The organism is Mesorhizobium sp. P2_F7 (genome assembly GCF_056403695.1).
Genome location: NZ_JBFUFA010000014.1, coordinates 24,736 through 51,623, shown reverse-complemented (window position 1 = coordinate 51,623; position 26,888 = coordinate 24,736). Strand labels below are relative to the sequence as shown.

At 58.5% G+C, this 26,888-nt stretch carries 24 protein-coding genes and 1 pseudogene; 14 read left to right on the top strand and 11 right to left on the bottom strand.

Features of this window, described 5'->3' with window-relative positions; translation table 11 throughout:
* Nucleotides 1-129 precede the first annotated feature (129 nt).
* Together AC1DZ8_RS28970 and AC1DZ8_RS28965 are read left to right on the top strand one after the other, a co-directional pair.
* Nucleotides 130-1,101, top strand: coding sequence for a L,D-transpeptidase family protein (locus tag AC1DZ8_RS28970; protein ID WP_477308156.1), 972 nt, complete (start codon nucleotides 130-132; stop codon nucleotides 1,099-1,101).
* A 276-nt stretch (nucleotides 1,102-1,377) separates the two neighbouring features.
* A complete protein-coding gene (locus tag AC1DZ8_RS28965) occupies nucleotides 1,378-1,641 on the top strand; it encodes a YMGG-like glycine zipper-containing protein (protein ID WP_477308154.1) in 264 nt (87 codons plus the stop codon).
* Between the two features lie 50 nt (nucleotides 1,642-1,691).
* Here AC1DZ8_RS28965 and AC1DZ8_RS28960 read toward each other — a convergent pair whose 3' ends face one another.
* Complete coding sequence (locus tag AC1DZ8_RS28960) at nucleotides 1,692-1,970, bottom strand: hypothetical protein (RefSeq protein WP_477308153.1); 279 nt, start codon at nucleotides 1,968-1,970, stop codon at nucleotides 1,692-1,694.
* 358 nt (nucleotides 1,971-2,328) lie between these two features.
* On the opposite strand from AC1DZ8_RS28960, the gene AC1DZ8_RS28955 reads away from it, so the two are divergent.
* Nucleotides 2,329-2,481: a hypothetical protein gene (locus tag AC1DZ8_RS28955; protein WP_477308151.1), complete on the top strand. Its 153-nt coding sequence runs from the start codon at nucleotides 2,329-2,331 to the stop codon at nucleotides 2,479-2,481.
* A gap of 112 nt (nucleotides 2,482-2,593) precedes the next feature.
* Here AC1DZ8_RS28955 and AC1DZ8_RS28950 read toward each other — a convergent pair whose 3' ends face one another.
* Entirely contained in the window at nucleotides 2,594-2,797 is a 204-nt protein-coding gene (locus tag AC1DZ8_RS28950; protein ID WP_112564507.1) for a CsbD family protein, read from the bottom strand.
* A 221-nt stretch (nucleotides 2,798-3,018) separates the two neighbouring features.
* On the opposite strand from AC1DZ8_RS28950, the gene AC1DZ8_RS28945 reads away from it, so the two are divergent.
* On the top strand, nucleotides 3,019-8,736 hold the full coding sequence (locus AC1DZ8_RS28945) for a hybrid sensor histidine kinase/response regulator (protein ID WP_477402021.1): 5,718 nt from the start codon (nucleotides 3,019-3,021) through the stop codon (nucleotides 8,734-8,736).
* A 9-nt stretch (nucleotides 8,737-8,745) separates the two neighbouring features.
* Nucleotides 8,746-10,848, top strand: coding sequence for a response regulator (locus AC1DZ8_RS28940; protein WP_477310928.1), 2,103 nt, complete (start codon nucleotides 8,746-8,748; stop codon nucleotides 10,846-10,848).
* A 131-nt stretch (nucleotides 10,849-10,979) separates the two neighbouring features.
* Here the strand turns inward: AC1DZ8_RS28940 and AC1DZ8_RS28935 are convergent.
* Nucleotides 10,980-11,152: pseudogene (locus AC1DZ8_RS28935) on the bottom strand (DUF1236 domain-containing protein); the annotation flags it as partial.
* Nucleotides 11,153-11,591: 439 nt separating this feature from the next.
* On the opposite strand from AC1DZ8_RS28935, the gene AC1DZ8_RS28930 reads away from it, so the two are divergent.
* From AC1DZ8_RS28930 to AC1DZ8_RS28905, 6 genes are all read left to right on the top strand, one after another.
* The gene (locus AC1DZ8_RS28930) at nucleotides 11,592-11,717 is read left to right on the top strand and encodes a hypothetical protein (protein ID WP_477310926.1); all 126 of its coding nucleotides are present in this window, start codon (nucleotides 11,592-11,594) and stop codon (nucleotides 11,715-11,717) included.
* Between the two features lie 940 nt (nucleotides 11,718-12,657).
* The gene (locus AC1DZ8_RS28925; RefSeq protein ID WP_477402019.1) at nucleotides 12,658-13,017 is read left to right on the top strand and encodes an ATP-dependent DNA ligase; all 360 of its coding nucleotides are present in this window, start codon (nucleotides 12,658-12,660) and stop codon (nucleotides 13,015-13,017) included.
* Nucleotides 13,018-13,042: 25 nt separating this feature from the next.
* Nucleotides 13,043-13,288, top strand: a complete 246-nt coding sequence (locus AC1DZ8_RS28920; RefSeq protein WP_477310922.1) for a hypothetical protein — start codon at nucleotides 13,043-13,045, stop codon at nucleotides 13,286-13,288.
* Nucleotides 13,275-13,508: a hypothetical protein gene (locus AC1DZ8_RS28915; protein ID WP_477310920.1), complete on the top strand. Its 234-nt coding sequence runs from the start codon at nucleotides 13,275-13,277 to the stop codon at nucleotides 13,506-13,508. The genes AC1DZ8_RS28920 and AC1DZ8_RS28915 overlap by 14 nt, the downstream gene beginning before the upstream one ends.
* A 257-nt stretch (nucleotides 13,509-13,765) precedes the next feature.
* Entirely contained in the window at nucleotides 13,766-13,987 is a 222-nt protein-coding gene (locus AC1DZ8_RS28910; protein ID WP_477310918.1) for a DUF768 domain-containing protein, read from the top strand.
* A complete protein-coding gene (locus AC1DZ8_RS28905; RefSeq protein WP_477310916.1) occupies nucleotides 13,984-14,214 on the top strand; it encodes a hypothetical protein in 231 nt (76 codons plus the stop codon). The genes AC1DZ8_RS28910 and AC1DZ8_RS28905 overlap by 4 nt, the downstream gene beginning before the upstream one ends.
* Before the next feature lie 81 nt (nucleotides 14,215-14,295).
* Here the strand turns inward: AC1DZ8_RS28905 and AC1DZ8_RS28900 are convergent, their stop codons facing one another.
* The 5 genes from AC1DZ8_RS28900 to AC1DZ8_RS28880 form a co-directional block, all read right to left on the bottom strand.
* A complete protein-coding gene (locus AC1DZ8_RS28900) occupies nucleotides 14,296-15,069 on the bottom strand; it encodes a nucleoside/nucleotide kinase family protein (RefSeq protein WP_477310914.1) in 774 nt (257 codons plus the stop codon).
* 121 nt (nucleotides 15,070-15,190) lie between these two features.
* Nucleotides 15,191-15,454, bottom strand: a complete 264-nt coding sequence (locus AC1DZ8_RS28895; protein ID WP_477310912.1) for a hypothetical protein — start codon at nucleotides 15,452-15,454, stop codon at nucleotides 15,191-15,193.
* A gap of 447 nt (nucleotides 15,455-15,901) precedes the next feature.
* Complete coding sequence (locus AC1DZ8_RS28890; RefSeq protein WP_477402016.1) at nucleotides 15,902-16,201, bottom strand: DUF1236 domain-containing protein; 300 nt, start codon at nucleotides 16,199-16,201, stop codon at nucleotides 15,902-15,904.
* Between the two features lie 547 nt (nucleotides 16,202-16,748).
* Nucleotides 16,749-17,603, bottom strand: a complete 855-nt coding sequence (locus tag AC1DZ8_RS28885; protein WP_477402014.1) for an alpha/beta fold hydrolase — start codon at nucleotides 17,601-17,603, stop codon at nucleotides 16,749-16,751.
* A 150-nt stretch (nucleotides 17,604-17,753) separates the two neighbouring features.
* Nucleotides 17,754-18,359, bottom strand: a complete 606-nt coding sequence (locus AC1DZ8_RS28880) for a hypothetical protein (protein ID WP_477311211.1) — start codon at nucleotides 18,357-18,359, stop codon at nucleotides 17,754-17,756.
* A gap of 353 nt (nucleotides 18,360-18,712) precedes the next feature.
* Here AC1DZ8_RS28880 and AC1DZ8_RS28875 point away from each other — a divergent pair, with 353 nt between their 5' ends.
* Nucleotides 18,713-19,237 carry a hypothetical protein gene (locus tag AC1DZ8_RS28875; RefSeq protein ID WP_477402012.1) on the top strand — a complete coding sequence of 175 codons (525 nt, stop codon included), beginning with the start codon at nucleotides 18,713-18,715 and terminating at the stop codon, nucleotides 19,235-19,237.
* Between the two features lie 374 nt (nucleotides 19,238-19,611).
* On the opposite strand, the gene AC1DZ8_RS28870 is transcribed toward AC1DZ8_RS28875, so the two are convergent.
* Nucleotides 19,612-20,934: a phospholipase D-like domain-containing protein gene (locus AC1DZ8_RS28870; RefSeq protein WP_477310616.1), complete on the bottom strand. Its 1,323-nt coding sequence runs from the start codon at nucleotides 20,932-20,934 to the stop codon at nucleotides 19,612-19,614.
* Nucleotides 20,924-21,238, bottom strand: a complete 315-nt coding sequence (locus AC1DZ8_RS28865; RefSeq protein WP_477310618.1) for a plasmid stabilization protein — start codon at nucleotides 21,236-21,238, stop codon at nucleotides 20,924-20,926. The genes AC1DZ8_RS28870 and AC1DZ8_RS28865 overlap by 11 nt, the downstream gene beginning before the upstream one ends.
* Before the next feature lie 381 nt (nucleotides 21,239-21,619).
* On the opposite strand from AC1DZ8_RS28865, the gene ligD reads away from it, so the two are divergent.
* Both ligD and AC1DZ8_RS28855 read left to right on the top strand, forming a co-directional pair.
* Nucleotides 21,620-24,265 (top strand): DNA ligase D, encoded by a 2,646-nt coding sequence (ligD, locus tag AC1DZ8_RS28860; RefSeq protein WP_477310620.1) that lies wholly within the window; start codon nucleotides 21,620-21,622, stop codon nucleotides 24,263-24,265.
* Entirely contained in the window at nucleotides 24,262-25,284 is a 1,023-nt protein-coding gene (locus tag AC1DZ8_RS28855; protein ID WP_477310622.1) for an ATP-dependent DNA ligase, read from the top strand. Before ligD ends, AC1DZ8_RS28855 begins: the two co-directional genes overlap by 4 nt.
* 164 nt (nucleotides 25,285-25,448) lie before the next feature.
* On the opposite strand, the gene AC1DZ8_RS28850 is transcribed toward AC1DZ8_RS28855, so the two are convergent.
* Nucleotides 25,449-26,393, bottom strand: coding sequence for a DUF72 domain-containing protein (locus AC1DZ8_RS28850; protein ID WP_477310624.1), 945 nt, complete (start codon nucleotides 26,391-26,393; stop codon nucleotides 25,449-25,451).
* Nucleotides 26,394-26,888: the final 495 nt, after the last annotated feature.

Below are 26,888 nucleotides of genomic sequence, written 5' to 3'. Positions count from 1 at the left end.
AAAGGCTCGCCCCATCGACGTGGCGAGCCTTTCCATCAGATCTGCCGATGAATCAGCTGTCGGTGAACGGAACCAGAAAGGCCGTTCCGCGTCATAAGGGAGGTCCTGTGCGACTCCGGAGTTGACTCGATGTTTAGGCTCCTCCTTTTCGCCGTGGCGCTCGTCCTCGCTTGCCGCGGGGCAGAGGCGGCCAAGCTGGATCAAACCGCCGTCAATCAGGCCCAATTCGGCGTCAGCCCAACCAAAGGCGTCAATCCAGCCGTACTGAAAGCCCAGATTCTTCTGGATCGCGCCCGATTCTCGCCGGGCACGATCGACGGCCGCCTTTCAGAGAACCTCGCAAAGGCGGTTGTGGCTTTTCAGACCGCGAACGGATTCCCATCAGATGGCAAGCTCTCCCGGAAAACCTGGGATAAACTGATGACAACCTCTGCCAATCCCGTTCTGGTTGCCTACGAACTGACACCCAAGGATGTGCGCGGACCTTTCACCAAGCGCATTCCGGCTCGCCTGGAGAGAATGGCCCGTCTGTCGAGGCTTGGCTATCACAGCGCGGCAGAGAAGATTGCCGAGCGCTTCCATATCAGCGAACAATTGCTCAGAAAGCTCAATCCTGGCGTCGGCTTCAAGAAGGCCGGCACGACGTTGATGGTCCCAGATGTTGACCGAGGCGATTCTCCCGCCGGCGTCGCCGCCAGCGTCGAGGTCGACAAGGGCACTCGCCTGGTGCGTGTGCTTGACGCCTCTGGCAAGTGGCTCGCAGTCTACCCCGCTTCAATCGGGAGCAACGAGAAGCCGGCGCCAAGCGGTGAGGCAGAGATCAAACGTGTCGTACGCAATCCCACATACCACTACGATCCGGACTTCGCCTTCAAGGGAGTAAAGACGAAGCGGCCTTTCACCATCGCTGCTGGGCCGAACAACCCCGTCGGATCGGTCTGGATCGACCTCTCAATCGAAAGCTATGGCATTCACGGCACGCCCGAACCCGGCAAGATCGGAACGACCTTCTCGCATGGCTGCATCAGGCTGACCAACTGGGATGCTGAAGACCTCGCCTCGATGGTTCAGAAAGGCACGAAAGTTAGCTTCAAGGACTAGATGGCGACGCAGACGTCAAGCCCGCCGAGTAGACCATGCGCAGTTGGCGATCGGCTGCCAGAGGCCAAGGATGCAAAGCTACTGTTGGCTTACAGTCGCCTGAAATCGGCGATCCGCAACCGCTCAGCCAGATCGCATTCCACCCGGCGGCACCTGCGCATCCTGTGGCGCCGCTGTGCATGATCATGATTTTCGGTCGCTGGTAGCGGGTGTCCGAGGAGCAAAAAACCCGGTCGCGCATTTAAGCTGCGGCTAATAACAGCCTAGGAGGACCAAATGAAAAAGAGGCTTCTCATTTTGAGCCTGCTCGTTCCGCTCGCAGCATGTTCGCGCACTGAACAGGGTGCTGCTGTCGGCGGGTTGGGCGGCGCAGCGGTAGGCGCTGCTGTGGCCGGCGACCCGGTGAAGGGAGCGGTTGTTGGCGGCGCAGTTGGCGCGATAGCCGGGGCGGTCATCGGGCACGCAAGCGAAGCCGGCCAGTGCAGATATCGAGATAGGTACGGTAAAGTCTACGTGGCTCGGTGCCCGGACGGCTACTGATTTAAAGGCGCGTGAACCCTATGATCACGCGCCTTTTCAAAGACCGAGGATCAAATGGCATTAAGCAAGGCGTTCGCGACGCCGAGGGGACCTTTGCTATCGACTATACGGCAAACCGCGAATTCAACACCGCCGCCACGAAATAGCGGCCAGACCGCCGTCATGCAGTGGTGGACGATCGCAACGCCACGTTTCGCTGTCGCGGCGGCTTCATTGCTGGCAACGACGACATGGCCGATCGCCAGTAGGCAGCACCACCACTGTACGAAATGCAACTGGCTGCGCATCAGTGCAAACGGACAGACGGTCTTCAGTAGGTACGTTTCCATACAAACTTTTTTTATTGAAATCCCGATTTCGGCGGACTTATAAAACCCGACGTTGCCATTGCTTTCGTAGGGAGGCTGCGATGGATACCGTGGAGCTGAATGGCGAGGTCTCGCCTTGCATTGAAGTGGTCGAAGCCTGCGGCGAATGGTTCGTTCGCGTGGTAGAGGTAGACCAAGAAATCACCCGCAGGCAGCGTACGAATTCGTACCCAATCCCCTGATCGACCCAGCGAAGTCACATTCGCCGCTGCCTTGGATTGGGCTTGGCGGGACAAAGGCCGATCGCTTTGCTGACTGTTCGGGCGCAAGCGGCTGAGAGATGCGTGCGCTCTTGCCCCAAAAACGGAGGCTCTGGAGCATGGCTCAGCTTCAGCAATCGATCATTCGCAACCGTCTGCTTGCGTCTCTGTCGCTTGACGACTTTTCGCTGGTGCAGCCGCATCTGGAGGCGATGTCGTTAGAGGTGCGCCACCACCTGTTCAAAGCCGATCGTTCACCATGCCGGCACTAGAGCGTTTCACCGTTTCACGGAAACGGCAACCGCTCAGTCGGAGGCGCGCCGAGCCGGCTATAGGCGGGCCAGAAGTTCAGGGGCGCCGAAGCGCCCCCTACGAGACAGGGTTCTACCAACCCTGCATCGAATACCAGTCGTCGACGTCTCTCCGGACCCGATCCTTCTCGATGCCGTAGCGCTCCTGGATCTTGCCTTCGAGCTGATCTCGTTTGCCGGCGATGCGATCCAGATCGTCGTCGGTGAGCTTGCCCCACTGCTCCTTAACCTTACCCTTCACCTGCTTCCAGTTTCCTTCAACGCGGTTCCAATCCATGGCCTTAGCCTCCTTGGTTGCACAGCAGTTGAAACGCCATTTCCAGTGCGAGGTTCCAGAACAACAATGTTGCACCATCGACATGATGCGCCCCGGCACAATGCGGCGCGCTGTGGAACAAAAATGGAAATACGGCGTTTGAGGGTTTGCGGCGGGATGTAACATCTGGCCGCAGGGGGAAGTTTATTCTGCATATTCCATCAGGGGTGGGGAGGGGTGTTTTGACCGCGCAGGCATCCAGGAAGCAGTTGGACCGTCGAAGCATTCTAAATTCTCTAAAAGCCTTTCGGCGCGGTGATTTCTCCATCCGTATCGACAATGTCTACGAAGGTGTGGATTCCGAGATCGCTGAGACCTTCAATGAAATTGTCGATCTCAACGACCAGGTGACGCGCGAATTCGAGCGTTTGAGCCGGGTGGTCGGCAAGGAAGGTCGCATCGGTGAGCGCGGCCGGGTTCGCAACGCCACCGGCAGTTGGGACTCCAGCGTTCGATCCGTCAACGATCTCATTGAAGACATGGTTCAGCCGACAGCCGAGGTTGCCCGCGTCATCGGCGCCGTTGCTAAGGGCGACCTGTCGCAAACTATGATGGTCGAAATCGATGGCCGACCTCTGCGCGGCGAATTCCTGCGTATCGGCAAGATCGTCAACACCATGGTTGGCCAATTGGCCTCCTTCGCCTCTGAAGTGACGCGCGTGGCGCGCGAGGTCGGCACCGAAGGCAAGCTCGGCGGCCAGGCCCGGGTCAAGGGCGTGGCCGGCACGTGGAAGGATCTTACCGACAACGTCAACGCCATGGCAACGAACCTAACCGGCCAGGTGCGCAACATCGCAGAGGTGACGACAGCAGTCGCATCGGGCGACCTGTCGAAAAAGATTACCGTCGATGTGAAGGGCGAAATTCTCGAACTGAAGAACACCATCAACACGATGGTTGACCAGCTCAATTCCTTCGCTTCGGAAGTGACGCGCGTGGCACGCGAGGTCGGCACTGAGGGCAAGCTTGGCGGCCAGGCGCGTGTCGAAGGTGTCGGCGGCACCTGGAAGGATTTGACCGATAACGTGAATTCGATGGCCGAGAACCTGACCGGCCAGGTGCGCAACATCGCCGAGGTGACGACGGCGGTGGCTCTGGGCGATTTGTCGAAGAAGATCACGGTCGACGTGAAAGGCGAAATTCTGGAGCTGAAATCAACCATCAATACGATGGTCGACCAGCTCAACTCCTTCGCCGGCGAGGTGACCCGTGTGGCACGTGAGGTCGGTACGGAAGGCAAGTTAGGCGGCCAGGCGCAGGTGCGCGGCGTCGCCGGCACCTGGAAGGATCTGACCGACAACGTCAACTCAATGGCGGAGAATCTCACTGGCCAGGTCCGCAACATTGCCGAGGTGACGACGGCCGTCGCCTCGGGCGACCTGTCGAAGAAGATCACGGTCGCCGTTCAAGGCGAAATCCTGGAACTCAAGGACACCATCAACACGATGGTCGATCAGCTGAATTCCTTTGCGTCGGAAGTGACGCGCGTGGCGCGCGAGGTCGGCACGGAAGGCAAGCTCGGCGGCCAGGCCGAGGTGAAGGGTGTCGGCGGCACGTGGAAGGATTTGACCGACAACGTCAATCTAATGGCGGCCAATCTGACTGGACAAGTGCGCAACATCGCCGAGGTGACGACCGCCGTGGCTCGTGGCGACCTGTCGAAGAAGATCACGGTCGACGTAAAAGGCGAAATCCTGGAGCTTAAAGACACCGTCAACACGATGGTCGATCAATTGAACTCGTTCGCCTCCGAAGTCACGCGCGTGGCACGCGAAGTGGGTTCGGAAGGCAAGCTCGGTGGACAGGCTCACGTCGAAGGCGTCGGCGGCACCTGGAAGGACCTGACCGACAACGTCAACGCCATGGCTGGCAATCTGACAGTGCAGTTGCGCGACGTCTCCAAGGTGGCGACTGCCATCGCGACCGGCGACCTGACGCAGAAAATCACCGTCGATGCTCTTGGCGAAATTCTTCAAATCAAGGACGTCATCAACACGATGGTCGACCAGTTGAATTCCTTCGCCTCGGAAGTGACGCGTGTGGCGCGTGAGGTCGGCTCCGACGGAAAACTGGGCGGCCAGGCGCAAGTGCGCGGCGTCGCCGGCACGTGGAAGGATTTGACCGACAACGTCAATGCCATGGCCGCCAACCTGACCGGCCAGGTGCGCAACATTGCCGAGGTGACCACGGCCGTGGCGCTCGGCGATCTCTCGAAGAAAATCACCGTCGATGTCCGTGGAGAGATTTTGGAGCTCAAGGACACGATCAATACAATGGTCGACCAGCTCAATTCCTTCGCTTCGGAGGTGACGCGCGTGGCGCGCGAGGTCGGCACCGAAGGCAAGCTCGGCGGGCAGGCGCAGGTCCGCGGCGTTGCCGGCACCTGGAAAGACCTGACCGACAACGTCAACTCTATGGCGGAGAATCTAACCGGCCAGGTGCGCAACATCGCCGAAGTGACGACCGCCGTTGCACGCGGCGACCTGTCGAAGAAGATCACGGTCGATGTGAAGGGCGAGATCCTCGAGCTGAAGTCGACCATCAACACCATGGTGGACCAGCTCAACTCCTTCGCCGGCGAAGTGACGCGAGTGGCGCGCGAGGTTGGCACAGAGGGCAAACTTGGCGGACAGGCGCGTGTCGAAGGCGTCGCCGGCACCTGGAAGGACCTGACCGACAACGTCAACCTGATGGCGACGAACCTGACCAATCAGGTGCGTGGCATCGCCGACGTCGTTACAGCGGTCGCGCAAGGCAATCTCAAGCGCAAACTGACAGTGGACGCGAAGGGCGAAATCGCTTCACTGGCCGACACCATCAACGGCATGATCGAGACGCTTGCCACCTTTGCCGATCAGGTGACCAATGTCGCCCGAGAGGTGGGTATCGAGGGCAAGCTTGGCGGACAGGCCCGTGTGCCCGGTGCGGCAGGCTTGTGGCGCGACCTGACCGACAACGTCAATCAGCTCGCCGCCAATCTGACCACCCAGGTGCGCGCCATCGCCGAGGTCTCGACCGCGGTCACCAAGGGCGATCTGACCCGCTCGATCAGCGTCGAAGCCTCCGGTGAGGTCGCCGCGCTCAAAGACAACATCAACGAGATGATCCGCAATCTGAAGGATCAGACGTTGAAGAATGCCGAGCAGGACTGGTTGAAGACCAATCTCGCCCGGTTTTCGCGCATGCTGCAGGGCGAGCGCGACCTTGCCACAGTGTCGCGGCTCATCATGTCCGAGCTCGCTCCGCTGGTGAACGCTCAATACGGAGTGTTCTACGTCACCAATCGCGACGAGGAGGAATCCTATCTCGAGCTGGCGGCGTCTTACGGTGCCGAAAGCAAGGCGGCCATCAAGCAGCGTCTTGATCTGCGCGAGGGCCTGGTCGGGCAAAGTGCCGCTGACAAACGTGCCATCATGCTGGACAATGTGCCGCCGGAATTCCTGCGCGTCACGTCTGGTCTCGGCAGCGCGTCGCCGGCCAATGTCATCATCCTTCCCGCACTGTTCGAGGATGAAGTCAAGGCCGTCATCGAACTAGCCTCGTTCGGCGAGTTCCGTGACACGCACCAGTCGTTTCTCAACCAGCTGATGGAGTCCGTCGGCATCGTTCTCAACACCATTGCCGCGACGATGCGCACCGAGGGTCTGCTCAAGCAGTCACAGCTGCTGACTTCGGAGTTGCAGGCGCGTCAGACCGAACTGACCAAGAAGCAGGAAGAGCTGCATACGACGAATGAGGAGCTGCAGGAAAAGGCGCAGCTGCTCGAAAACGAAAAGAAGCAGGTGGAAAACAAGAATCTCGAAATCGAGATGGCACGCCGCGCACTGGAGGAGAAAGCCGAGCAGTTGGCGCTGACATCGAAATACAAGTCGGAGTTCCTGGCCAATATGAGCCATGAGCTCCGCACGCCGCTCAACTCGCTGCTCATACTCTCCAACCTGCTTGCCACCAACCAGCAGGGCAATCTCAACGAAAAGCAGGTCGAGTTCGCGCGCACCATCAACTCTGCCGGCACCGACCTTCTCAGCCTCATCAACGATATCCTCGACCTGTCGAAGATCGAATCCGGCACTGTGTCCATCGACATCAACGAAATGCCGGTGACCCATCTGCGTCAGCATATGGAGCGCACCTTCCGTCAGCTGGCGGCCGACAAGGGACTCGGCTTTACTATCAAGGTCGATCCAGCCCTACCCGAGACGGTTCGCACGGATGAAAAGCGCTTGCAGCAGATTGTCCTCAACCTGCTTTCGAACGCATTCAAATTTACGTCGGAAGGCGAGGTCAGCCTGACCTTCCGGGTCGAGAAGACCGGGCGCCGCAGGGGTTCCGCACATCCGGTGAAGGCCTTGGCAATCGCCGTGACCGACACTGGCATCGGCATTCCCGAAGATAAGCAGAAACTGATTTTCGAAGCGTTTCAGCAGGCCGACGGCACGACCAGCCGCAAATACGGCGGCACCGGACTCGGGCTCTCTATCAGCCGGGAGATCGCTCGGTTGCTTGGCGGCGAATTGCGGGTCGAAAGCACGCCCGGCAAAGGATCGACATTTACTCTGGTCATCCCGTTCGCCGGTCCTCGCGTGGCAGCAGCGCAATCGATCTTGCCTGCGCCGACAGACGCTGTCGCTGTCCCAACGACTCTCGGCAATGTGCCTTCGGCGGAGCTGATCGACGACCGCGATTCCATCTCACCGACCGATCGGGTCGTGCTGATCGTAGAGGACGACCCGACCTTTGGAGGGTTGCTGCTTGGTCTCGCCCGCTCTGCAGGACTGAAAGGGGTCCTGTCGAACGCGGGTTCGGGCACCCTGGCATTGGCTCGTAAACTGGTCCCTGACGCAATCACACTTGACCTTGGACTTTCGGATATCGACGGCTGGGTGCTTTTCGATCTGTTGCGCCATGACCAGAAGACGAGGGGAATTCCCGTCCACGTTATCTCCGGTGCAGAGGACATTGAAGGTCTTGCCCGCAAAGGCGCCTCCAGTATTTCCACCAAGCCCGTGACCTCCGATGAACTGGTGAAGGTGTTTCAGGACATCCATTCCAAGAAGCTGCGCACCCAGCGCCGCGTGCTGGTCGCGGACCCTGATCCGGACCGCCGGCTTTCGCTCGTCGAAGCGATCCGTGACGGTGTGACCTCGGTGACTGCGGTCGGTCGTTTCGCGGCAAATGCGGACGACGTCGGCATGGCTTCATATGATGCGGTCGTGCTCGGCTTCGGACGCTCCGCCAAGGACAACGCGCAAGCACTGGACGAAGTCACTGGCCAGTTCGGCGATGCCATCCCGCAGTTGCTGTTCTTTGCCCCACATCCGGATGCGCTCGAACAGGTTCTGGCGCTGAATCCGGCGCTTGCGAACGTGCCACGGGCCGAGAATTTTGCGCAGCTGGCGCTTCATATGTCGGCAACGCTGCCTGGAGAAGGCCGCGAAGAAAGGGGACCTGCGACCGAAGAAAACGCCAAGTCTGATCTGGCGGGGGCAAAGGTGCTCATCGTCGACGACGATATCCGCAACATCTATTCGCTCACCAGCGTCCTGGAGACCTACCACATCCAGGTTCTGCATGCCGAGCGCGGCCGCGATGGTATCACGCTTTTGGAACAGACCCCCGACGTCGATGCAGCGTTGATCGACATCATGATGCCGGAGATGGACGGCTATGAGACGATGCGGCGCATTCGCGGCACACCGGCGATCGCTCACATCCCGCTGATTTCGGTGACCGCTAAAGCGATGAAGGGCGACCGGCAAAAATGTCTGGACGCGGGTGCTTCGGACTACATCGCCAAACCGGTCGATCTTGATCTCCTGCTGGCGTTACTTCGCGTCTGGATTGGTCGTTCCCGCTCACGCGTCGATACATCGGAAAAAATGCTCATGGCAGTGAACTGACGGCCGGTCATGAAAAAGCTGGTGAGAAGCAAAGTACCGAAACCTGAGCTCTTGAAATCAAACGAGGGGCCGGCACGAGCCCGTATTCTCGCCGTGGACGATGATGAGCGCAATTTACTCGCGATCAGCGAAGTGCTTGCCACAACCGGCGACGTTATCTGCGCCCAATCCGGCGAAGAGGCTCTGCGCTTTCTGCTGAAAGAAGACTTCGCCGTCATCCTGCTGGATGTACTCATGCCTGGTATAGATGGCTATGAGACGGCTGCGCTCATACGCCAGCGCGAGCAATCCAAGCGCACGCCGATCATCTTCCTGACCGCCATCAACAAGGAGGAGGCTCACATGCTGCGCGGCTACGATGCCGGCGCGGTCGACTATGTGTTTAAGCCATTTGATCCAATCATGCTGCGTTCGAAAGTCGCGGTTTTCGTCGAACTCCACGAAATGACCCTAGAGATCCAGCGAAATGCAGCGACCGAGCAGGGGCTGCTGGCGCAGGCACTCCAGGCGCAGAAGGACAAGCTTCAGGTCGAACGGGCCCTGCGCAACTCAGAGGAACGGCAGGATGCCATTTTGAGTTCGCTGCCGGTCTGTTTCCATGCGAGGGCAGCAGAGCCGCCCTTCGCAGCGCGCTTTGTCACCAAAGGTGTCGAGCGCCTTACCGGTTACTCGCCCGACGATCTGACCTCAGATCCGACCTTCGGCCTTAGCCGGGTCCATCCTGACGACCGTCCAAGGCTGGAGCAAGCACTGCTGGAAGCGAAAACGACTGGCTCCTATACGTGCGAATTCCGCTGGTTGTGCGCCAATGGCGAGTATCGCATCTTCCTTGACCAAGGTGTGATGTCGAACGGCGCTGACGGCGACGAACCAGAGATATTAGGGACATTGCTTGACGTTACCGAACGGCGCGGCCTCGAGGACCAGTTGCTGCAATCACAGCGTCTGGACGCAATCGGCAAGCTGACGGGTGGCCTTGCCCATGATTTCAACAATCTGCTTGCCGCTATTCTCAGTGGATTGGGATTGCTCGAACGCCGAGGAATACTGGATGATCAGGGACGCCAGGTTGTCGACCTGCTGCGGCGCTCGGCCAAACAAGGCGCCGATCTCGTCACTCGAATGCTCGCCTTCTCGCGGCGTCAAACTCTGAAGCCTGAAGCGGTCCGCCTCGCCGCCCTTGGCGACACTATGAACGGACTGGTGGCTCCCGTTTTGGGAGGGCTGATCCGGTTCGATTGGCAAATCGACGACGCGGTATGGCCTGTACACGTCGACGCCGGACAGCTCGAGCTTGCCTTGATGAATCTTGTTTTCAATGCGCGCGACGCCATGCCTGCCGGTGGCACGATAACAGTACATGCCCACAACCGTTCAGTAGGAACCCGGTCGGAAGACGTTCCGGCAGGTGACTATGTCGTTTTGACTGTCAAGGACACGGGGTCGGGTATCGCACCTGACATTCTCGCAAAGGTGATCGAGCCCTTCTTCACGACGAAGCCCGTCGGGAAGGGAACGGGTCTTGGTCTCAGCACCGTGTACGGATTTATGAAGCAATCTGGCGGGACGCTACGCATCGACAGCGTCGTCGATCGTGGAACAGCCATGCAACTGTGGCTGCCGCGCTCTGCAACGGAGCCAACCAGCCCCTCGGCGGAGAGCGACCTTGGACAGACGCTGCCAGCGACGGGGCAACCCTCGATCCTTTTGATCGATGACAGTAACGTGTTGCGGCAGCTGACAGCCGAGTCGCTTCGCCAGCGTGGTTTTGAGGTGAGCTGCGCGGGGGGAGGAGCGGAGGCGCTGGCCATGATCGAACGCACCCCCTCCGATTTCGACGTCATAGTGACCGACTTTGCCATGCCGCTCGTATCTGGAGTGGACGTCATACGCTTCGCTCGCAATCTGCGCTCGGATTGGCCGGCGGTGATCATCACTGGCTATGCAGATGCGGAGGACATCGCCGATCGACCAACGGACGTGCCCTTGCTCGCCAAGCCCTTCCGCGACAAGGATCTGGTCGAAAGCATCTTCCTCGCTATTGCCAATGCTGAGCCCCAAAAGGTCAAGATAGGCCAGCACGATGGTGTGCAGACCGCGCGGATTTCTTAAGCGCGGGCTTTGAGATCAGCTTAGCAGAGGGCTGGCTAAATCTCGACGTCATTCATCAACCTCACCGTCCAAAAGCGCATTTGAAACCGCCGCCCGCCGCCATGACTGGCGGCGGGCGACAGCCTATTCGATCAGTCGTAAACCTTGATAATTTTCCGGTGCCCGGATTGACCAGGACGGTGCGGTTGTCAACCACAACATACCGATACTTGACGTTTGGGACCTCGTGAAGTTCCACCGCGTCAGGCAAAGCCGTCCCGATCTTGAGTTCGACGCCGGGGATCTTCATCGAGGCGAGTGGTCGTTAGCGTGGCTCTGGATGGTTCCGCGAGTTGCCCGAGCGAAAGGCTTTGCCCGCTGGGCTAACTGGCGGGCCTTATTGGTCCTGGCGAGAAGCCCGCCGTTTTCTCCAGAAACGGCGGGCTTTTTCACCTCCGTTGGAACCAGCTTGAGGCAGCTAGGTTTGATAGTTGCGGTGTCTCTGCCGCTGGGTGCATTCCTGACGCCCTGCCCGCTGGTCCAAACCGGCGGGCTTTTTTGTTTGCTCAAGGAACCGCGCAAATGCCGCCTAGTTGGTTTTGTGCAGCGGTATGGGTCCCGCTGCCGACTGGTCCCGCAAGACAGTCGGGCCCGCGCTTCCCTTTCGATAAGCGGCGCGGGCCACTCTACGGGCTGAAGGAGGCCAGCGGAACATTAGCGCCATCTAACGGTTAGTTCTGCTGGTTCCGATGAAGGCTAAAGCGATGGCGGCACTGGCATTCGATCTCGTCTATTTTTCCGGGCTGACCGCAGACGGCCTGATAGGCAGCGTCGTTTCGCTGCTCGCGTGTTTGCTCCTTTTCAAAGCTTTGGCTACCGACCCGCCCTAACCGCGAACCGACCTATACCGGGAGTGGGTGCAGAAACGCTGCCTGCAGGCCAGCGAGCCTCCTGCAAACACAGGGCTCAACGCTACCCCGTCTGTAGGAAATGGCCGGTGCGACCCGGGGCTCTCGTTTTGGGGGGTACAGGCGCACCGGCCACACCGCGGGTGGTTGGATCTCCTCCCCGCATTCCGAAAGTATTTACATATTAGCAATTGCGCAACTAACCCTATCGGCCTACCCAACCGTAGGGGAGGGATGACGTAAAATAGGAGAGCGCGAGCCTATGGACGAGCATTTGCAGGGCAGGATTATTGCGGTCAAACCTCGTGGCGTTGTCGTTGAGCCAAAAAGACCCTGTCAGCCACCTTCTATCGCTGAAGACCGCTTTGCTTGCCGACTTCCCTACTTCCGGGCGTATTGGACGAAGCCAAGGCAGCTCTAATCCACACCTTCCAACAGGCCGAACTGCGATTGAGGCATGCCACCGCAATGAGAGGAAGCCCGCCTCTTGATGGCGCAATGGACGGGCTTCCCAACTCTGAGCTCGGTGAGGGGACAACCAAGCCAATCATAAACTTCGATCAAAGAGGCGAGTTCCAAGGCGGACGAAAAAAGCACATCTGCCACTGCAATCCGCCGTCGATTTCCGGTTTGGAACTATTTTAGCTTAAGCTTATTGAATCGCCGGTGGTGGGTATGTGCGCATGCATTTGAAGTTCATCCAGCCTTATGGAGCCGGAGCTGTTCGATGCTCCGCCGGATGGCGACGACTGGAGCCATGAGATCAAGTTCGACGGCTACCGTGCGCAGGTGATCAAGGACGAAGACGGGATTCGCTTCTACACAAAAAACGGCTTCGACTGGACAGCACGATTATCGATATCTCGCCGAGGAGGCCGCGGCGATCGACGCCGACAGCTTCATTCTCGAAGGCGAGGCGATCATGATAGACAAGGCCGGCCTGTCTGACTTCCACGCAATGCAAGCCATTATCGGCCTGCGCCGGCCGTCACCGAACATCTATCTTGTCACGTTCGACCTTCTGTTTCTCAACGGCCATGATCTGCGCCGAATGCCGTTAGAGAATCGTCGCGAGATTCTTCACAAAATGGTTCCGACCGGCGGACGCATTCAATTCAGCGAAGCCATGCCCGGCACTGGTGACGCTGTTTACCACCTGGTCGACAAAGCCGGACGGTCTCGAAGCTCAAGGGCAGTCCATACCAAAGCGGCAAAACGAGCGCTTGGCGCAAGATCAAGTGCTTTGAGGAAAAGGAGATGGAAGCATTGGCGCCCAGCGTGAGCGCGGTAAGGCCGCTCAAGTTCTGATGGCCGAGAAAGGCCACTACAAGGGCGGGGCGTTCGTCATCTTCAAGGCCGAAAAAGGACAAGCGCTGTTGGATCGCGTGCAAGGCAAAATCGGCGGCCCTGTACCAAAAGGTCACAAGAGGGACAACGCCGAATGGCTGAAGCCCGGCCTTGTTGGTAGGGTGAAAACGCTGAAGGGCGAAGAGAAACTGAGACACGCAAAGCTTCTAGACTTCTGGGAGAAAACCGCAAATGGCCGGAGCTAAGAAGGATCAGGAGCGAGTCACATATGCGTGGATGTACGGAGCCCAGGCCCGCAAAGACGGCAAGGAGCGTTCCGTGCCAGAGTATTGGACGGAGTCCTCCGAAGCTTGGCTGCAAGGCTCCGATGGCGTGCGGGTGGGCGAACCGCTGCCGACAGTCAGCGACAACATCGAGGCGGAGCTGGACGACTCCGCGGTGAACAAGCCGGAGAACGGACCATGACCCTTGATCGAGTTTCCACCTTCATCGAGTTGGAAGCTGATGACGCAAAGCAGGCAGCCATGCGAGCCAGCCCACAGCCTGATGCACGACACCGCCCCTACCGAGTTACTGGTCGAGGATGAAAAGTCCGTCTCCGAGCAGATTACCCTGACGGAGGAAGACGCTGCTGAAGCCCGCGCCATGCGCTCGAAAGCAAGGTGTTCCCCACCATCGACTCCTGACCGGAACTTAATGCCGTCTGCAGAGCTTAAGGCGATATGAGCACACGCGGCATCAACTTCCTCGATCGCTGGATCGCCAACAACATCTCGGAGACGGCAAAGGCCGACGCCGTTTCCGTGAGCGAACTCACCCACAAGCTTTTCGCCGATGCCAAGGCCCTCGGGATCAAGCGCGAAGAGATAGATGAGGAAGTTTCCAGCCTCTATCGAAAGTTGGTGGACGCGATTGTCCACTTTGACCCGGGGCAGCCTGAATGAGCCAGCGAGCTGTTCAATTCCTGCATCTGTGGCTGGAAAGAAACGATGTTCTCGACGCCCGTTCCGTTGACGAGGTGTCGCTCCTTGATCTCGCCACGCGCCTGTTCGTTGACTCGGAGGCTGCCGGGATCAGTGAAAGCGAAATAGTCGAAAGCTGGGATGATATTCGTCAGGGTCTCATCGATCTCATGGTCCGGCGGAACCTGGCGCGTCCAACGTTGCACTAGAGCCATGACCAGCGTCTGGGTTGCATTCTGTCTCGTCGGGATCGTGGTGGCAGTGGTGATACTATGGTCGATGAGGTGACGCTAAATGGCTGTGTCGAGAAAGGCAACACAGAGCCGCCAGGAGACGCACAGTGCCCATACCGTGCTGACTGGAGCCAAGACTCGCTTGATGACCTTATCGAAATTATGAGGGTCGACACCGTTGACTTGTAGCAAGGGCCATCCGTCCTCGCGCAAGCGCTCTCCGATCTCCCTTGAGATATCGGCCTGCTTCAAGCCCCTGTCCACGCCAAGTTCGAACAGGAGGACCTCAAGAAGTGGTTGCCGAGCATGCCGCTCCCTAAGACGGCGGCGCAACGTTTCCTGTGGGGCGTCGATCTGGATAAGGAGGTCCGGCCGTGGCAGGAACGCCAGGCAGTCACGCACCACGTCAATGCTTCGAGTTCGCGCCAGCAAAACCAGCGCACACAAAGCCTGGATCAGGCCCTCTTCGAAAATGAAGTAATCTTTTGACTCCTGCGCTTTCCGCCACGCTTCGCACAGTAGGGCGATGTCTACCTTCATGCGCCATGACCATGTGCGGCTTCGTAGAGGGAGTGATGCCAGAAGCCGGGCCGCGACACCGTCGTTTGGCAAGGTCGATAGCAAGACAGGAGCGGAGGTGGCAATCTTTCTGCCAATACGCCCAATGGCATGGCGCGTCTCCGGGCCGTCATCCTGGGCGGACCAACATTCAATCCGGCGATACCCGTTCACTGTCTTCACGTTGATGCCGTGTTCCGCCATCCCCCGGCAGAGGCTGCGAAGAAGTGTGGTCTTGCCGGCACCAGGTGGCCCAAATAACTCGATGATCATGAATGCCCAAGAGTCCCAGAAGCTCCGGAAAACTAACGCCTATGCGGGCCGTCGCAACTAAGACTGAAGTCCATATAAAGCGCGCAAAGGTCTGACGCTGGAGACATTGGACGTTGTCCTTTCAACTAGAAAATTCTCGCTCATCGAGCTCGACGGCCACAGGGTGTCTATTTCGATTGCCTATTGTGGGCAGTTCAGGACGAGATAATCCAGCGATGCAACCTTCAAGAAGATTCAGTCGACATTTGTGCAGACGCAACCTTTGGCCAAGCTCGGCCATCTTGAACATCCCAATAGCACAAGCCGACTTTTCGGCCACTTCCCGCTGCAGCAAATCGATCTGACCTCGCAATTCATCTGCTTCGGCGAGCAGCTGATCTCTCACCCTAGCCCGCCCGTGCATATTCTTTCCCCGCCATATTCACGCATCGCTGCGATTGCTCCGCCAATTTGCTGTCGATGACCTGAGTGAGATTCCGCCGCTTCGCGCCTTAGGTCAGCCTCGCCGAGGCAGAACTGATTTGCGTTCGTCGATACCGTTTGAAAAGTGCAAGTTTGTCTGGATAGCCCATGTGCACTTCGGCGCCGCATCCCGCACACTTGAACCTGGATATTACCTTGAACCACGAGCCCTTCTTGACGACAGGATGTGAGCAATAAGGACAGTCAAGTTTGATAATAAGATCGTTTTCATCATCTGAAATTGGCATTGCGGCCTCCCTTGCCTCGCTCCAACTCCGGCGGAAAAAGTTTGTCCGCTTGCTTAGTGTGAGTTTGGTCTCCGCGCGGACTAGCCCGCCGCCGCAACTGGCGGCGGGCCACAGCCGTTAGGTCAGTCGTAGACCTTGATGATTTTCCGGGTGCCCGGATCAACCAGGACCGTGCGGTTGTCGACCACAACGTACCGATACTTGACGTTCGGGACCTCATGAAGTTCCACCGTGTCAGGCAGAGCCGTCCCGATATTGAGTTCGACGCCGGGGATCTTCACCGAGGCGAGCGGCTGCTTTTTTACGTATTCACGGACAACCGTGTCCTGTTCAGGTGTGATGATGACATCCTGCGCTGCGACAGCGCCAACGCCGGCCAACAGTACCGCCGCCGCGGCGGCGCTTGTGAGGTGCTTTCTCATGATTTTCTCCTCGTTGAACCTGGCGGCGGCACCACGCCTGCTCGCCGGGAAATCGAACTTGCCTGGCAGAAGATTGTTCCCGGCGTGGGGCTTCAGTCCAAAGCGCCTACGACTAAGGGCTTATCTCGCTGGCGCCATCGCTCGCGTCATCAGAATCCGGCTTGTCGTTCAAGGAATTTGTTCCTTTTCAACTCGGCACAACATGCTTGTGAAGGCGGAGTGCACCTGTGGCAACGTCTTTTACTGCCGCTCGGCCGACCTGACGATGGTCTACGGCGGCGGTGTTGACCGTTGCGCCTGAAGGTCGACTGCACTCGGTGCAAGCCAAATATCAAGATCACGCTTCTGGAAGTTCACCCTAAGCATCTGCCAAAGCGCCTGGTCATTCACAAGCCGAACAAAATTGATGGGAAGATCGTCTGGCACACTGAGAGGTTTCGAGCGTGAGAGGACCGACACGACAACGGTTGGAGGTCGAAGAGACCGAAGGCGGCTTCCGGTTGATGGACCTGGCGGACGTCGAGCTCGCTTACGTTACTTTTTTCATTTAGAGAAAGGCCTTGAAAGCTGCTGCGAGAGCGGCCGGATTTTCTTCGGCGACATGGTGCCCACTCTTAATCCCAAAGCCGCTCACGTCGTCGGCCCACTGCTTCCAGATTGCGACTGGATCGCCATAAATCTGCTCAAGGTCGTCGTCAATTGACCAAAGGCAGAGCATCGGACAGCCCACCTTCCGGCCGGCATCTCGATCCTCGCGGTCATGGCAATAGTCGATCCGGATACCTGCGCGGTAGTCTTCGACCATCCCATGGACGACAGCGGGATCGTGGATCAACGATACCAACTCGTCATAGGCTTCGCACCCCATCTCATCTGGCCGCATCGCGCTATACCATGCCGTTGGGTCTGCTAGGATGGCCCGTTCCGGCTTCTCGGGTTGAGCGAAGAAGAACCAGTGGAACCAATCGCGAGCAAATTTCCAGTCGGCACGTTCCAGATGCTCGAGAACCGGCAATCCATCCACGGTGATCAGCTTCCGCACCAGGTCGGGATGGTCCATCGCCATTCTGAAAGCCACCAGACTGCCACGATCATGCCCCGCGACGAAGAACGTGTGGTGGCCTAACCTTTCCATCAGCTCCACCAGCGCCGAGGCCTTTGCCCGTTTGGACGAAAACCTGCTCTCCGGGTCATCCGCCGGTATGTAAGAGCGCCCGAAGCCTGGGAGGTCGGGGCACACGATCCTGAAATCTGCCGATAGCAAGTCTACGACTTGGCCCCAAGTCATATGCGAGCGGGGATGGCCATGGATCAGGAGGAGTGGTGGCCCAGATCCGCCATGCCGAAGCCGTATCGGCCCACCCTCGGTATCCATCATTTCAAGCACGAAGTTTTCGAACATCTATATTCTCAAAAATGGGCGGCTGTCAGCTGAAGAACTCTCTAAACATGAACTGGTCCAGGTGGGTCATTCGTGCTCCAGGCACGTGAGCTTCCGAAGAAATTTCGCACAGGCATCTTTTCAACGTTGCGAATTGGCTGCAAGACGGATTTAACGGAGCAGTCCTTCGTCGTCGAACGCATCCCAGCCCTTCAACTCGGGCGAGGGGGCGTCGTCTTGCCTGTTGCTTCTGGAACCGCGAACCTTCTTGCCGTTGCCCTTTCCCGCCCGCGTCAGGGCGGCCTTGCCGGCGCCGCGTCGCCTGTTCTCTGCAACTTGCTGCGCGTCCTCTTCGCGCCAAAGGCTTTGCAGATCACGATCAAGGACGTCCTCGATGTGCTTGGGATCGAAGACGTGGAAGGTGACGGACTTCGACCGCCCGCGCATCTTCACAGTGCGAGTGCCAAAGCTTCTCAGTCGTCCGTCTTTGAGCCACCTATGCCGCTCGCGCGCAGAGATCGTAAGGATGTCCTCGGCTTCTCGGGGAAGCACCACCAAAGCTTCGATCCCCTCCAGTGTCTTCGAGACTATTGCTGAGGCAGCCGTGAACTCATCTGCCTCGGATTCCGGCATCTGCAACATGATACGCCCGATCTCGGCGTTAACAAATTTCCTCACTCCCCACGACAGGCACGCCCGCAGTTCGCGCTCGATCCCCTTTGTGCGCACGGACGAGCCGAGCGTCGCTGCGGGCGATAACGGCCACTCCGCTATCAGATTGGGTGATGATGTTGGGCTTCCTTCCGTCGTCCTCGGATGCCCTTGGCGATGCCGTAGTTTCTGAAGCAACTTGGCACCTGCTTGCTCAACTGCCTTAAGCGCCCGTGCCTGGCGTTTCCGGACGCTTTTGCGTGTTTGCCCTTTCGTCTCTCTCTTGCCTGTTGAATGGCGGGTCGTTAGATCGTGCTTTCTTGGATTGTCGCCAAGCCAAGGTAATAGTCCGATTTCGAGCACGACAAGGGGGTCTGCAGGAGCCGCAGCAGACTAATAATCGTGGTCCATGCAAATAGGGTTGGACGCAAGCTCGGCCGCTGTTCGGCAAAGGCGCATTCCCGGTTCGGCCTAGTGTCTTGGACATATCATTTGTTGCTGATGGAACGGAATCGCCGGGCTACCATTTTCCCGCCATGGTACGTTTTCCACTGAGCCTCGTTCCGGTCCTATTTTGCAGCACGCTTCTTCAGGCGCAGGAGTGGCAGCAATTCGGTGTCAGGCAATTCGGCTTCACATTTGATGTTCCGCCGGTTTTTATTCTGACACAGCGTTCAGACCAAGGCGCAGCTTTCCAAGGCGAAAACGATGCCTTCCTTGCTGTCTGGGGTGCCAGACTCGGAAACGCCACTTTTCCCGCCGAGATCGAGCACCGCATGATCGAGGACGAAAAGGTCGGTTGGAAGCTGACCTATCGGCGCGTCACCCCGAGGTGGGCCAGTTACTCGGGCATTAAAAGTGGCCAGATTCGATATGTCCGCGCTATCGCGATCTGCAACGACCGTGCCGCACTCTTCACAATAAATTACAGCAGATCGGAAAAAGTCCCGTATGACCCGGTGGTTGTGCGGATGGTGCGATCCCTGAAAGCGGAAGGTTGCTAAGTTTTAGGGAGCGTGTTCAGAAACGCTCCCTGCAGGCCACAGCGAAGCGCAAAGGAGTGGGCCTCATACGGTGCTAACAGCGGCCAATCTCCGCGGGCGGAATCTCCGCGATGAAATCCGCGTGCCCGGAAGGTTCCGGGGCGGTAGCGCTTTTTCGGAACAGGCTTAGGTCCGCTGCCCGATCCCGCGAATATTTGGAATTCGGTAGGACGGCGACTGTCGCGGCCTTGGCTCGGATCAGTTTCCGTCACCCTAATCCAGTCGGCTTTCTCCCCTTCGCAAGGTGACCGTTCGGCGAGAAGCTCTTGCGGCTGCTTCGGACGGTGTGTTGGCTTCGATCGTAGCTGGATGCACACATGCAAGCAGTCGCCCAGTTAAAGTTGCGACCTTAGCCAGCTCGAGAACCAGTCTGTCATCTTTTCGTGCAAGGGTCGCGATCGCCATTCTTCCAGGCTAATCTGCCTGGATCGCTGAAGATCTTGATTGAACAAATCAATTTGCGTCTTGGCGAAATCTTCGCTGTAAACATTCAGCGTGGCTTCGTCGTTCAGACGTAGGGAACGCTCGTCCAGATTCGCCGAACCAAAGCTCGCCCAGACATCGTCAACGATCAAGAGTTTGGGATGGTACATTGTTGGCTCAAACTCGAAGATCCGAACGCCTGCTTTGAGCAATGCGCCCCAGAAGTGGCGGGAACTCTTTCGGGTTAGCGGCACGTCGGTCAGCGAATTGGGCACGATGACATCAACCGATACGCCGCGTTTCCTAGCGTCCAGTATCTGCTGGAGGGCGATGTCGTCCGGCACGAAATACGCCATCCCGATACGCAAGTGGTCCTTGGCAGCAGCTATCGCTGCCAACATCATCAGTTCCATGTCCTCCGAGCCGTTGGGCTGCGAAGACAGGATCAACTGGACGTCGAGCGCCCCTGCCGATTCGGGTGGAGGATAGAAGGTCTGACCCTGCAATGTCTCGCCGGTTGTCTCCAACCAATTTTTGGCGAACGCCGCCTGGAAGCCCGACACCGCCGGTCCTTCAATTCGGTAGTGCGTGTCGCGCCACTCATCCGGGTTGCGCGCGTTTCCTCTCCAGTTGTCGGCGATGCCGACGCCCCCGGTGAATGCGATCCGTCCGTCAACGATCAGCAACTTGCGGTGGGTTCGATTGTTTACCCGGTCAAGTGTATACCAGTGGACGGGTCGATAACGCTCGAACGTTACGCCGGCACTTGTCATGATTTGGATCAGGTCTTCATCGAACGGAAGACTGCCGACCCAGTCGACCAGGACGCGGACCTCAACGCCTTCTTTGGCTTTGACCGCAAGCGACGTCGCAAACTCATAGCCGATAGCACCAGACCAGTAGATGTAGGTTTCCATATCGACGGTTGAATGAGCCGCTCGGATCGCTTGCAACATCGAAGGAAAAATCTCGTCTCCGTTGACCAGGGTTTGGACGGCGTTCGAGCTGAACATCTGCCCTTGCGAGAAACTGCTCATGGTCCTAGCGAATTGGGGGTCCGAGGCGTCGAAGCGATGTGGCACGATTGATCGCAAAACGCGCGGCTCTGGGGTCAGATTTATGATCAGCAGCGTGAGCAAGCTGGCGATGACAGCAACGGCCACATAGACGAGCCACTTACGCAACCTCGTTGACGAGTCGGAATTGGGTTGCTCAACCTGGCCCTCAACGGGCATGTTCGGCATTCCGCTTGCGGGTTGTGGCAGCTTTCTTTGCCAAATCCGAACGGCCCGCAGCCGAACGTGCGGCCGATGCCTTACCTCCCTTCTCGCCACCCTTGTGCGCTGCCGGGTGGCCGGTGTGCTTGCCGCGCCCGGAGCCACCCTCCTTCTTGCCACCGCCGTCATCCTTGTTGACGGTAGCCCATGCGCGCCGCTCGGCCTCTTTTTCCGATATGCCGCGCTTTTCATACCTCTCTGCGATGTGGTCGGCCTTGCGCTCCTGTTTGTCCGTATATTTGGATTTTTCACCTCGGGGCATGGTCTCCACTCCATTTTGAGTAAGTTCACAACGGAGGTGGTTCAAAAGAGGTTCCCACCATCGTGGAGAATCAAGAATGTGTCTGATCCAACCGTGATAATCCTGATGTATTTCATATTCCCCCTATGCTGATCGCAGATTCGCCGTTTGGCTTTGCCATCTTGTGTCGCTCAGTGAATGGCCGCCTTTGTTTCAACGAATCCGGACCTGCATCCGACCGGCAAGTGGGAGTAGCAACCTGGAGACACCGCGGCTGGGTCGCTCGGCCCATCATACAGTGTGTATGCCGCAGGATGCCGCTTCCGTCGTTTCTCCTCTAGCCGAACCAAAACTCGCTGACGGCGTTGAGTCGGGCGTTGCGTGATCAGTCGGGGCACTTTCATGACCAAGGGCGAGCTTTCCACCTATCGGGCCAAACGGGATTTCTCGAAGACAAAAGAGCCTAGCGGCGAGACGTCGATCGCGAGTTCGAACCGGCTTCGGTTTGTGATCCAGAAACACGATGCCACCCGTCTGCATTACGACCTGCGTCTGGAGCTCGGCGGTGTGTTCAAGTCGTGGGCCGTCACCAAGGGTCCATCACTGGATCCTCAGGACAAGCGCCTGGCGGTCGAGGTCGAAGATCATCCGTTGGACTATGGCGACTTCGAAGGCACGATCCCCAAGGGCCAGTATGGCGGCGGCACCGTACAGTTGTGGGATCGGGGCTATTGGGAGCCGGAAGGGGCACTGTCGCCCGAGCAGGCTCTAGAAAAAGGCGATCTGAAGTTCACGCTCGACGGCAAGCGCCTGCACGGCAGTTTCGTCCTGGTGCGGATGAAGCATGACCGCAATGGCGGGAAACGAACAAACTGGCTTTTGATCAAGCATCGCGACAAATACGCGACAGATGGCAATGGCGACGCGGTGCTGGCGCAGGACCGGTCCGTCGCCTCCGGACGAAGTATGGACAAGATTGCCGCGGGCAAAGGCCCCGGACCGAAGCCCTTCATGCTGCAAGGCACCACGGTGGCCGATGCAGATGCCGTGTGGGACAGCAATCGCGGTCATGCTGCAGAAGAGCGCGCCGCCAAAGCCGCCAAGCCGTCTCAGCGCCGCAAGCGCACGGCTCCTGCTTCGGCGTTGAAGGCGCCCGACTTCATCCCGCCCCAGCTCTGCACGACGCTTTCCCGGCCGCCGGCCAGCTCGAACTGGGTCCATGAAATCAAGTTCGATGGCTATCGCGTCCAGATGCGCGTCGAAGATGGCGCCGCCACGCTGAGGACGCGGAAGGGTTTGGACTGGACGGAGAAATTCGGCGCTATCGCGAAAGAGGCCGCCAGCCTTCCCAATGCCATCATCGACGGTGAGATCGTGGCGCTCGGCGAAAACGGGGCCCCCGATTTTGCCGCTATGCAAGCCGCGCTGTCGGAGCGCCGGACAAAGGATCTGATTTTCTTCGCCTTTGATTTGCTGTTCGCAAATGGTGTCGATCTGCGAAAGCTGCCTCTCACTCAGCGCAAGGAACGGCTGAGCGAGATGCTCGGCGACGTCGATCGCGGGACTGAAAATCTCATCCGCTATGTCGAGCACTTCACCAATGGCGGCGACGCGGTGCTGCAGTCCGCCTGCCGGCTTGAGCTTGAAGGCATTATCTCGAAAAAGGCTGATGCAACTTATGTCTCAGGAAGGACCGATACCTGGGCAAAATCGAAATGCCGCGCTGGCCATGAGGTCGTCATCGGAGGCTGGTCGACCACCAATGGCAAGTTCCGGTCCTTGCTGGTTGGCGTCAATCGCGGCGAGCATTTCGCCTATATCGGCCGTGTCGGGACCGGATACAGCGAGGCAAAGGTCAAGCAGCTGTTGCCGAAGCTGAAGGAGATGAAGGCCGCGAAGTCGCCGTTCACAGGCGATGGCGCACCGAAAAAGGATGCGACCGTGTTCTGGACGAAGCCGGTACTGGTTGCGGAAATCGAGTTCGCCGGCTGGACCGGCGGCGGCAATATCAGGCAGGCGGCCTTCAAGGGCCTGCGCGAAGACAAGCCAGCGAAAGAGGTCGAGGCCGAGCGTCCGGCCGATCCCCAGGAGACTGAGATTGCCGACCCCGCCAAGGTGACTGGCAAAACGGGAAAAAGCCCAGTCGTCATGGGCGTAATCATTTCCAAGCCGGACAAGCCGCTCTGGCCGACTGCGGGCGACGGCAAGGCTGTCACCAAGCTCGATCTTGCAGAATACTTCGAGGCGGTTGGCCCCTGGATGATCAAACATCTGAAAGGGCGCCCCTGTTCGCTGGTACGAGCCCCGGACGGCTACGCGGGCGAGCAGTTCTTCCAGCGGCATGCGATGCCGGGCACATCCAATCTGCTGGAACTGGTGAAAGTCTTTGGCGACCACAAGCCATATCTGCAGATCGACCGCGTTGAGGGCCTGGCAGCAATCGCCCAGATAGGCGGCCTTGAGCTGCATCCCTGGAACTGCCAGCCCGGTCATCCTGACGTGCCCGGCCGGCTCGTCTTCGATCTGGATCCTGGTCCGGAAGTCTCCTTCGCCGAGGTGGTGGCTGCGGCCAAGGAAATGCGCGATCGCCTCGAAGATTTGGGCCTGGTGAGTTTTTGCAAGACGACGGGTGGCAAAGGCCTGCATGTCGTCACGCCTTTGGCCGGCCAGCGTAGCAAGACGACATGGCCCGAGGCCAAGGCCTTCGCCAAGGCTGTGTGCATGCAGATGGCGGCGGAGGGCCCCGATCTCTACCTCGTCAACATGGCCAAGAAGCTGCGGACGTCACGCATCTTTCTCGACTACCTCCGAAACGACCGCATGGCGACTGCCGTTGCTCCGCTGTCACCGCGGGCAAGGGAAGGCGCAACCGTCTCCATGCCGCTGACATGGGGGCAAGTGAAGGCGGATCTCGACCCGAAAAAATACACGGTCCGTACCGTGCCGGGCCTTCTGAAAAAGACCGCCGCCTGGGCCGACTATGACGAAGGCGAACGGTCGATCGCCACCGCCATCAAGCGGCTGGGATCAGCAAAGCTCGCCGCATGACATCGAAGATTGTTAAACCGTCGTTTGGCCTTCCGTTGGACACTGAGCCCATGGAGGCAAAGTCGGCGGACGCCCTCCCTGACGACGGCGGCGGCCAGTGGCAATACGAACCCAAGTGGGACGGGTTTCGCTGCCTGGCGTTCAAAGCCGGCGGCGAGGTGGAACTAAGGGCGAAATCCGGCAAGCCACTTGGTCGATATTTTCCTGAGGTCGTCGCGATGTTGCGCGACTTGAAGGCGGATGCGTTTGTGGTCGATGGTGAGATCGTCATCGACATCGATGGTGCGCTTTCTTTTGACGCACTGCAGATGCGACTGCATCCGGCGGAAAGCAGGATTCGAAAACTGTCGGCCGAGACCCCGGCCAAACTGATCCTCTTTGATCTGCTGGCCAGTGCCGATGCCAGCTTGATGGATCAACCGCTGTCCGCACGACGGGCCGCGCTGGAAGCCTTAGTGAGGGCAGAAGGGGACAGCGGACTTGAGCTGTCGCGCCGTACCACGAATTTGGCGACCGCAACGAAGTGGCTGAGCGAATCCGGTCAGGGTTCAACGGATGGCGTTGTCGCCAAGCTACTCAATGACGAATATCGGCCCGGCGAGCGCGCCATGGTCAAGGTCAAGCGCCTGCGCACGGCCGATTGCGTGGTCGGCGGGTTCCGCTATCTGGCGAACTCGCGCGAGGTCGGCTCCTTGCTGCTTGGACTCTACAACGGCCAGGGCAAACTTGACCACGTGGGATTTACATCGACGATCGCGCAGGAAGATCGCTCAAAGCTGACCCTACAACTCGAAGCGCTGCGATCACCTCCAGGCTTTACTGGGAAAGCCCCCGGCGGCCCGAGCCGGTGGAGCACGGAAAGGAGCGGACAGTGGGAGCCCGTTCGTCCAGAACTTGTAGTGGAAGTCCGCTTCGATCACGTCACCGGCGATCGATTTCGGCATGGTACAAAACTTATGCGGTGGCGCCCTGACAAGAGCCCGCAGCAGTGCACGTTCGAGCAGATCTTGAAAACATGACGGCTCTCCGGGGCGCCCCTCGAGAACCGGTCCCAGCTCAGGCCACCGCCGCAACTGCCTAGGGACGACGCTAAGTCTCGGGCTAACCCCGGCGGCCTGCGGCCAGTTGAGCAGTCCCCTCGCATCTCCCAGCACGGTTGACCGGCATGGGTCGAAGCGGACATTTAAATATCGTTCTGGTATACATCCCTGGCAGTGGGAATCGGATTGTGTGGCAGTTGCCTACCTAGCAAGCCCCGCATCGTCATGGCGTTCTTTGGCGCGAAACCCTCATAGTCATTATTGAAATAGACCCAAGCTCTGTTTGCGCCACTGGTTCGGATTTTGTCGGCCCATTTGGTCAGCTCGTCTCCGGAGTAATCATGCCGGTACCAGTGCTCTGGACCGTGGAGACGTAAGTAGACATCATCTGATGTCCGGACCATGACGTCCGGAAGGCGAGGGCCGCTGCATGAGCAAAAAATTGTGCCCGTCTCACGAAAGGCCGAATAGACAGTTTCGTTCCACCAACTGGCGTGACGAAACTCGACCACATTGCGACGGGCCGGGTCGAGTTGGCCTAGAATGCTGGTCAGTCTCGCTTTTGTGAAATGGTAGCTAGGCGGGAGCTGGAACAGAAAACAGCCCATTCGCTCCCCAAGGATATCGGCAATCATCCCAAAATCCGCCACGAGGGTTTTGGTGCCCTTGAACCTCTTGATGTGAGTGATCAGCTCGCAGACCTTCACTGTATAGACGAACCTGCGGTCACCCGGTTGCCGAACCCAGCTTTTGACATTTGTGACGGTTGGCCACGAATAAAACGATGCATTGATTTCGACAGTGTCGAACTGGTTCGCGTAGTGATTGAACCATTGGCCTGTGGGCAAATCAGTCGGGTAAAACCGACCACGCCATTTCCAGTAAAACCACCCCGAGCAGCCGACATAGGCATACGCCCTTAAACATGACGCGGAGTCCCCGTGTGCTGCGATTGCCCCGGCTAAGCGGGCGGTATGCATTTTGACGGCCCGTCCGACGTTTTCAATTCGCTGCTTCTCCCTGCGCAGCTTACGGCGTTGACGGCGCTCGTCGGGTCCAAGTTTCCGGTGGATGGCTTCCGTCGCCATGAGATAATCCTTCCCGGCTTAACGCGTGCACAGCCGGATGGCTCCGTTAATCAACTGACCTGAGATTGTGCGTTCGGTGCGGGGCCAAGAAATCCCGCGGGATCGGTCTGGATCGACCTCTATCGAAAAGCGATGGCATTCACGGTACTCCCAAACCCGGCAAGATCGGCACTCACGGCTGATCAAGATATGTTTGAAAGTCGCGATGCGCGCCTCTTGGCAGAACCACTGGAGGTCGCCGGTTAGGCTTTCCTTCGCGGTAACGTGACTGACATCCCAGGATACAAATGGCACCTCCGCACAAGGTCACTTGGCCCTAACTAAGCATCAGGTGTCAGAACCGGGAGAAAGTCCCGGCGCCCTCGCGAAGGCGGCGGGACAAAGACCGGCGATGAAGGGAAGTCAAATCGACGGTCGCTACATATGCCCACTAAAGCAGTTTGCAGGCGGGAAGCCCTAGACGTATCCGCTGGCCCTCCGCGAAGGCGAGCGCGT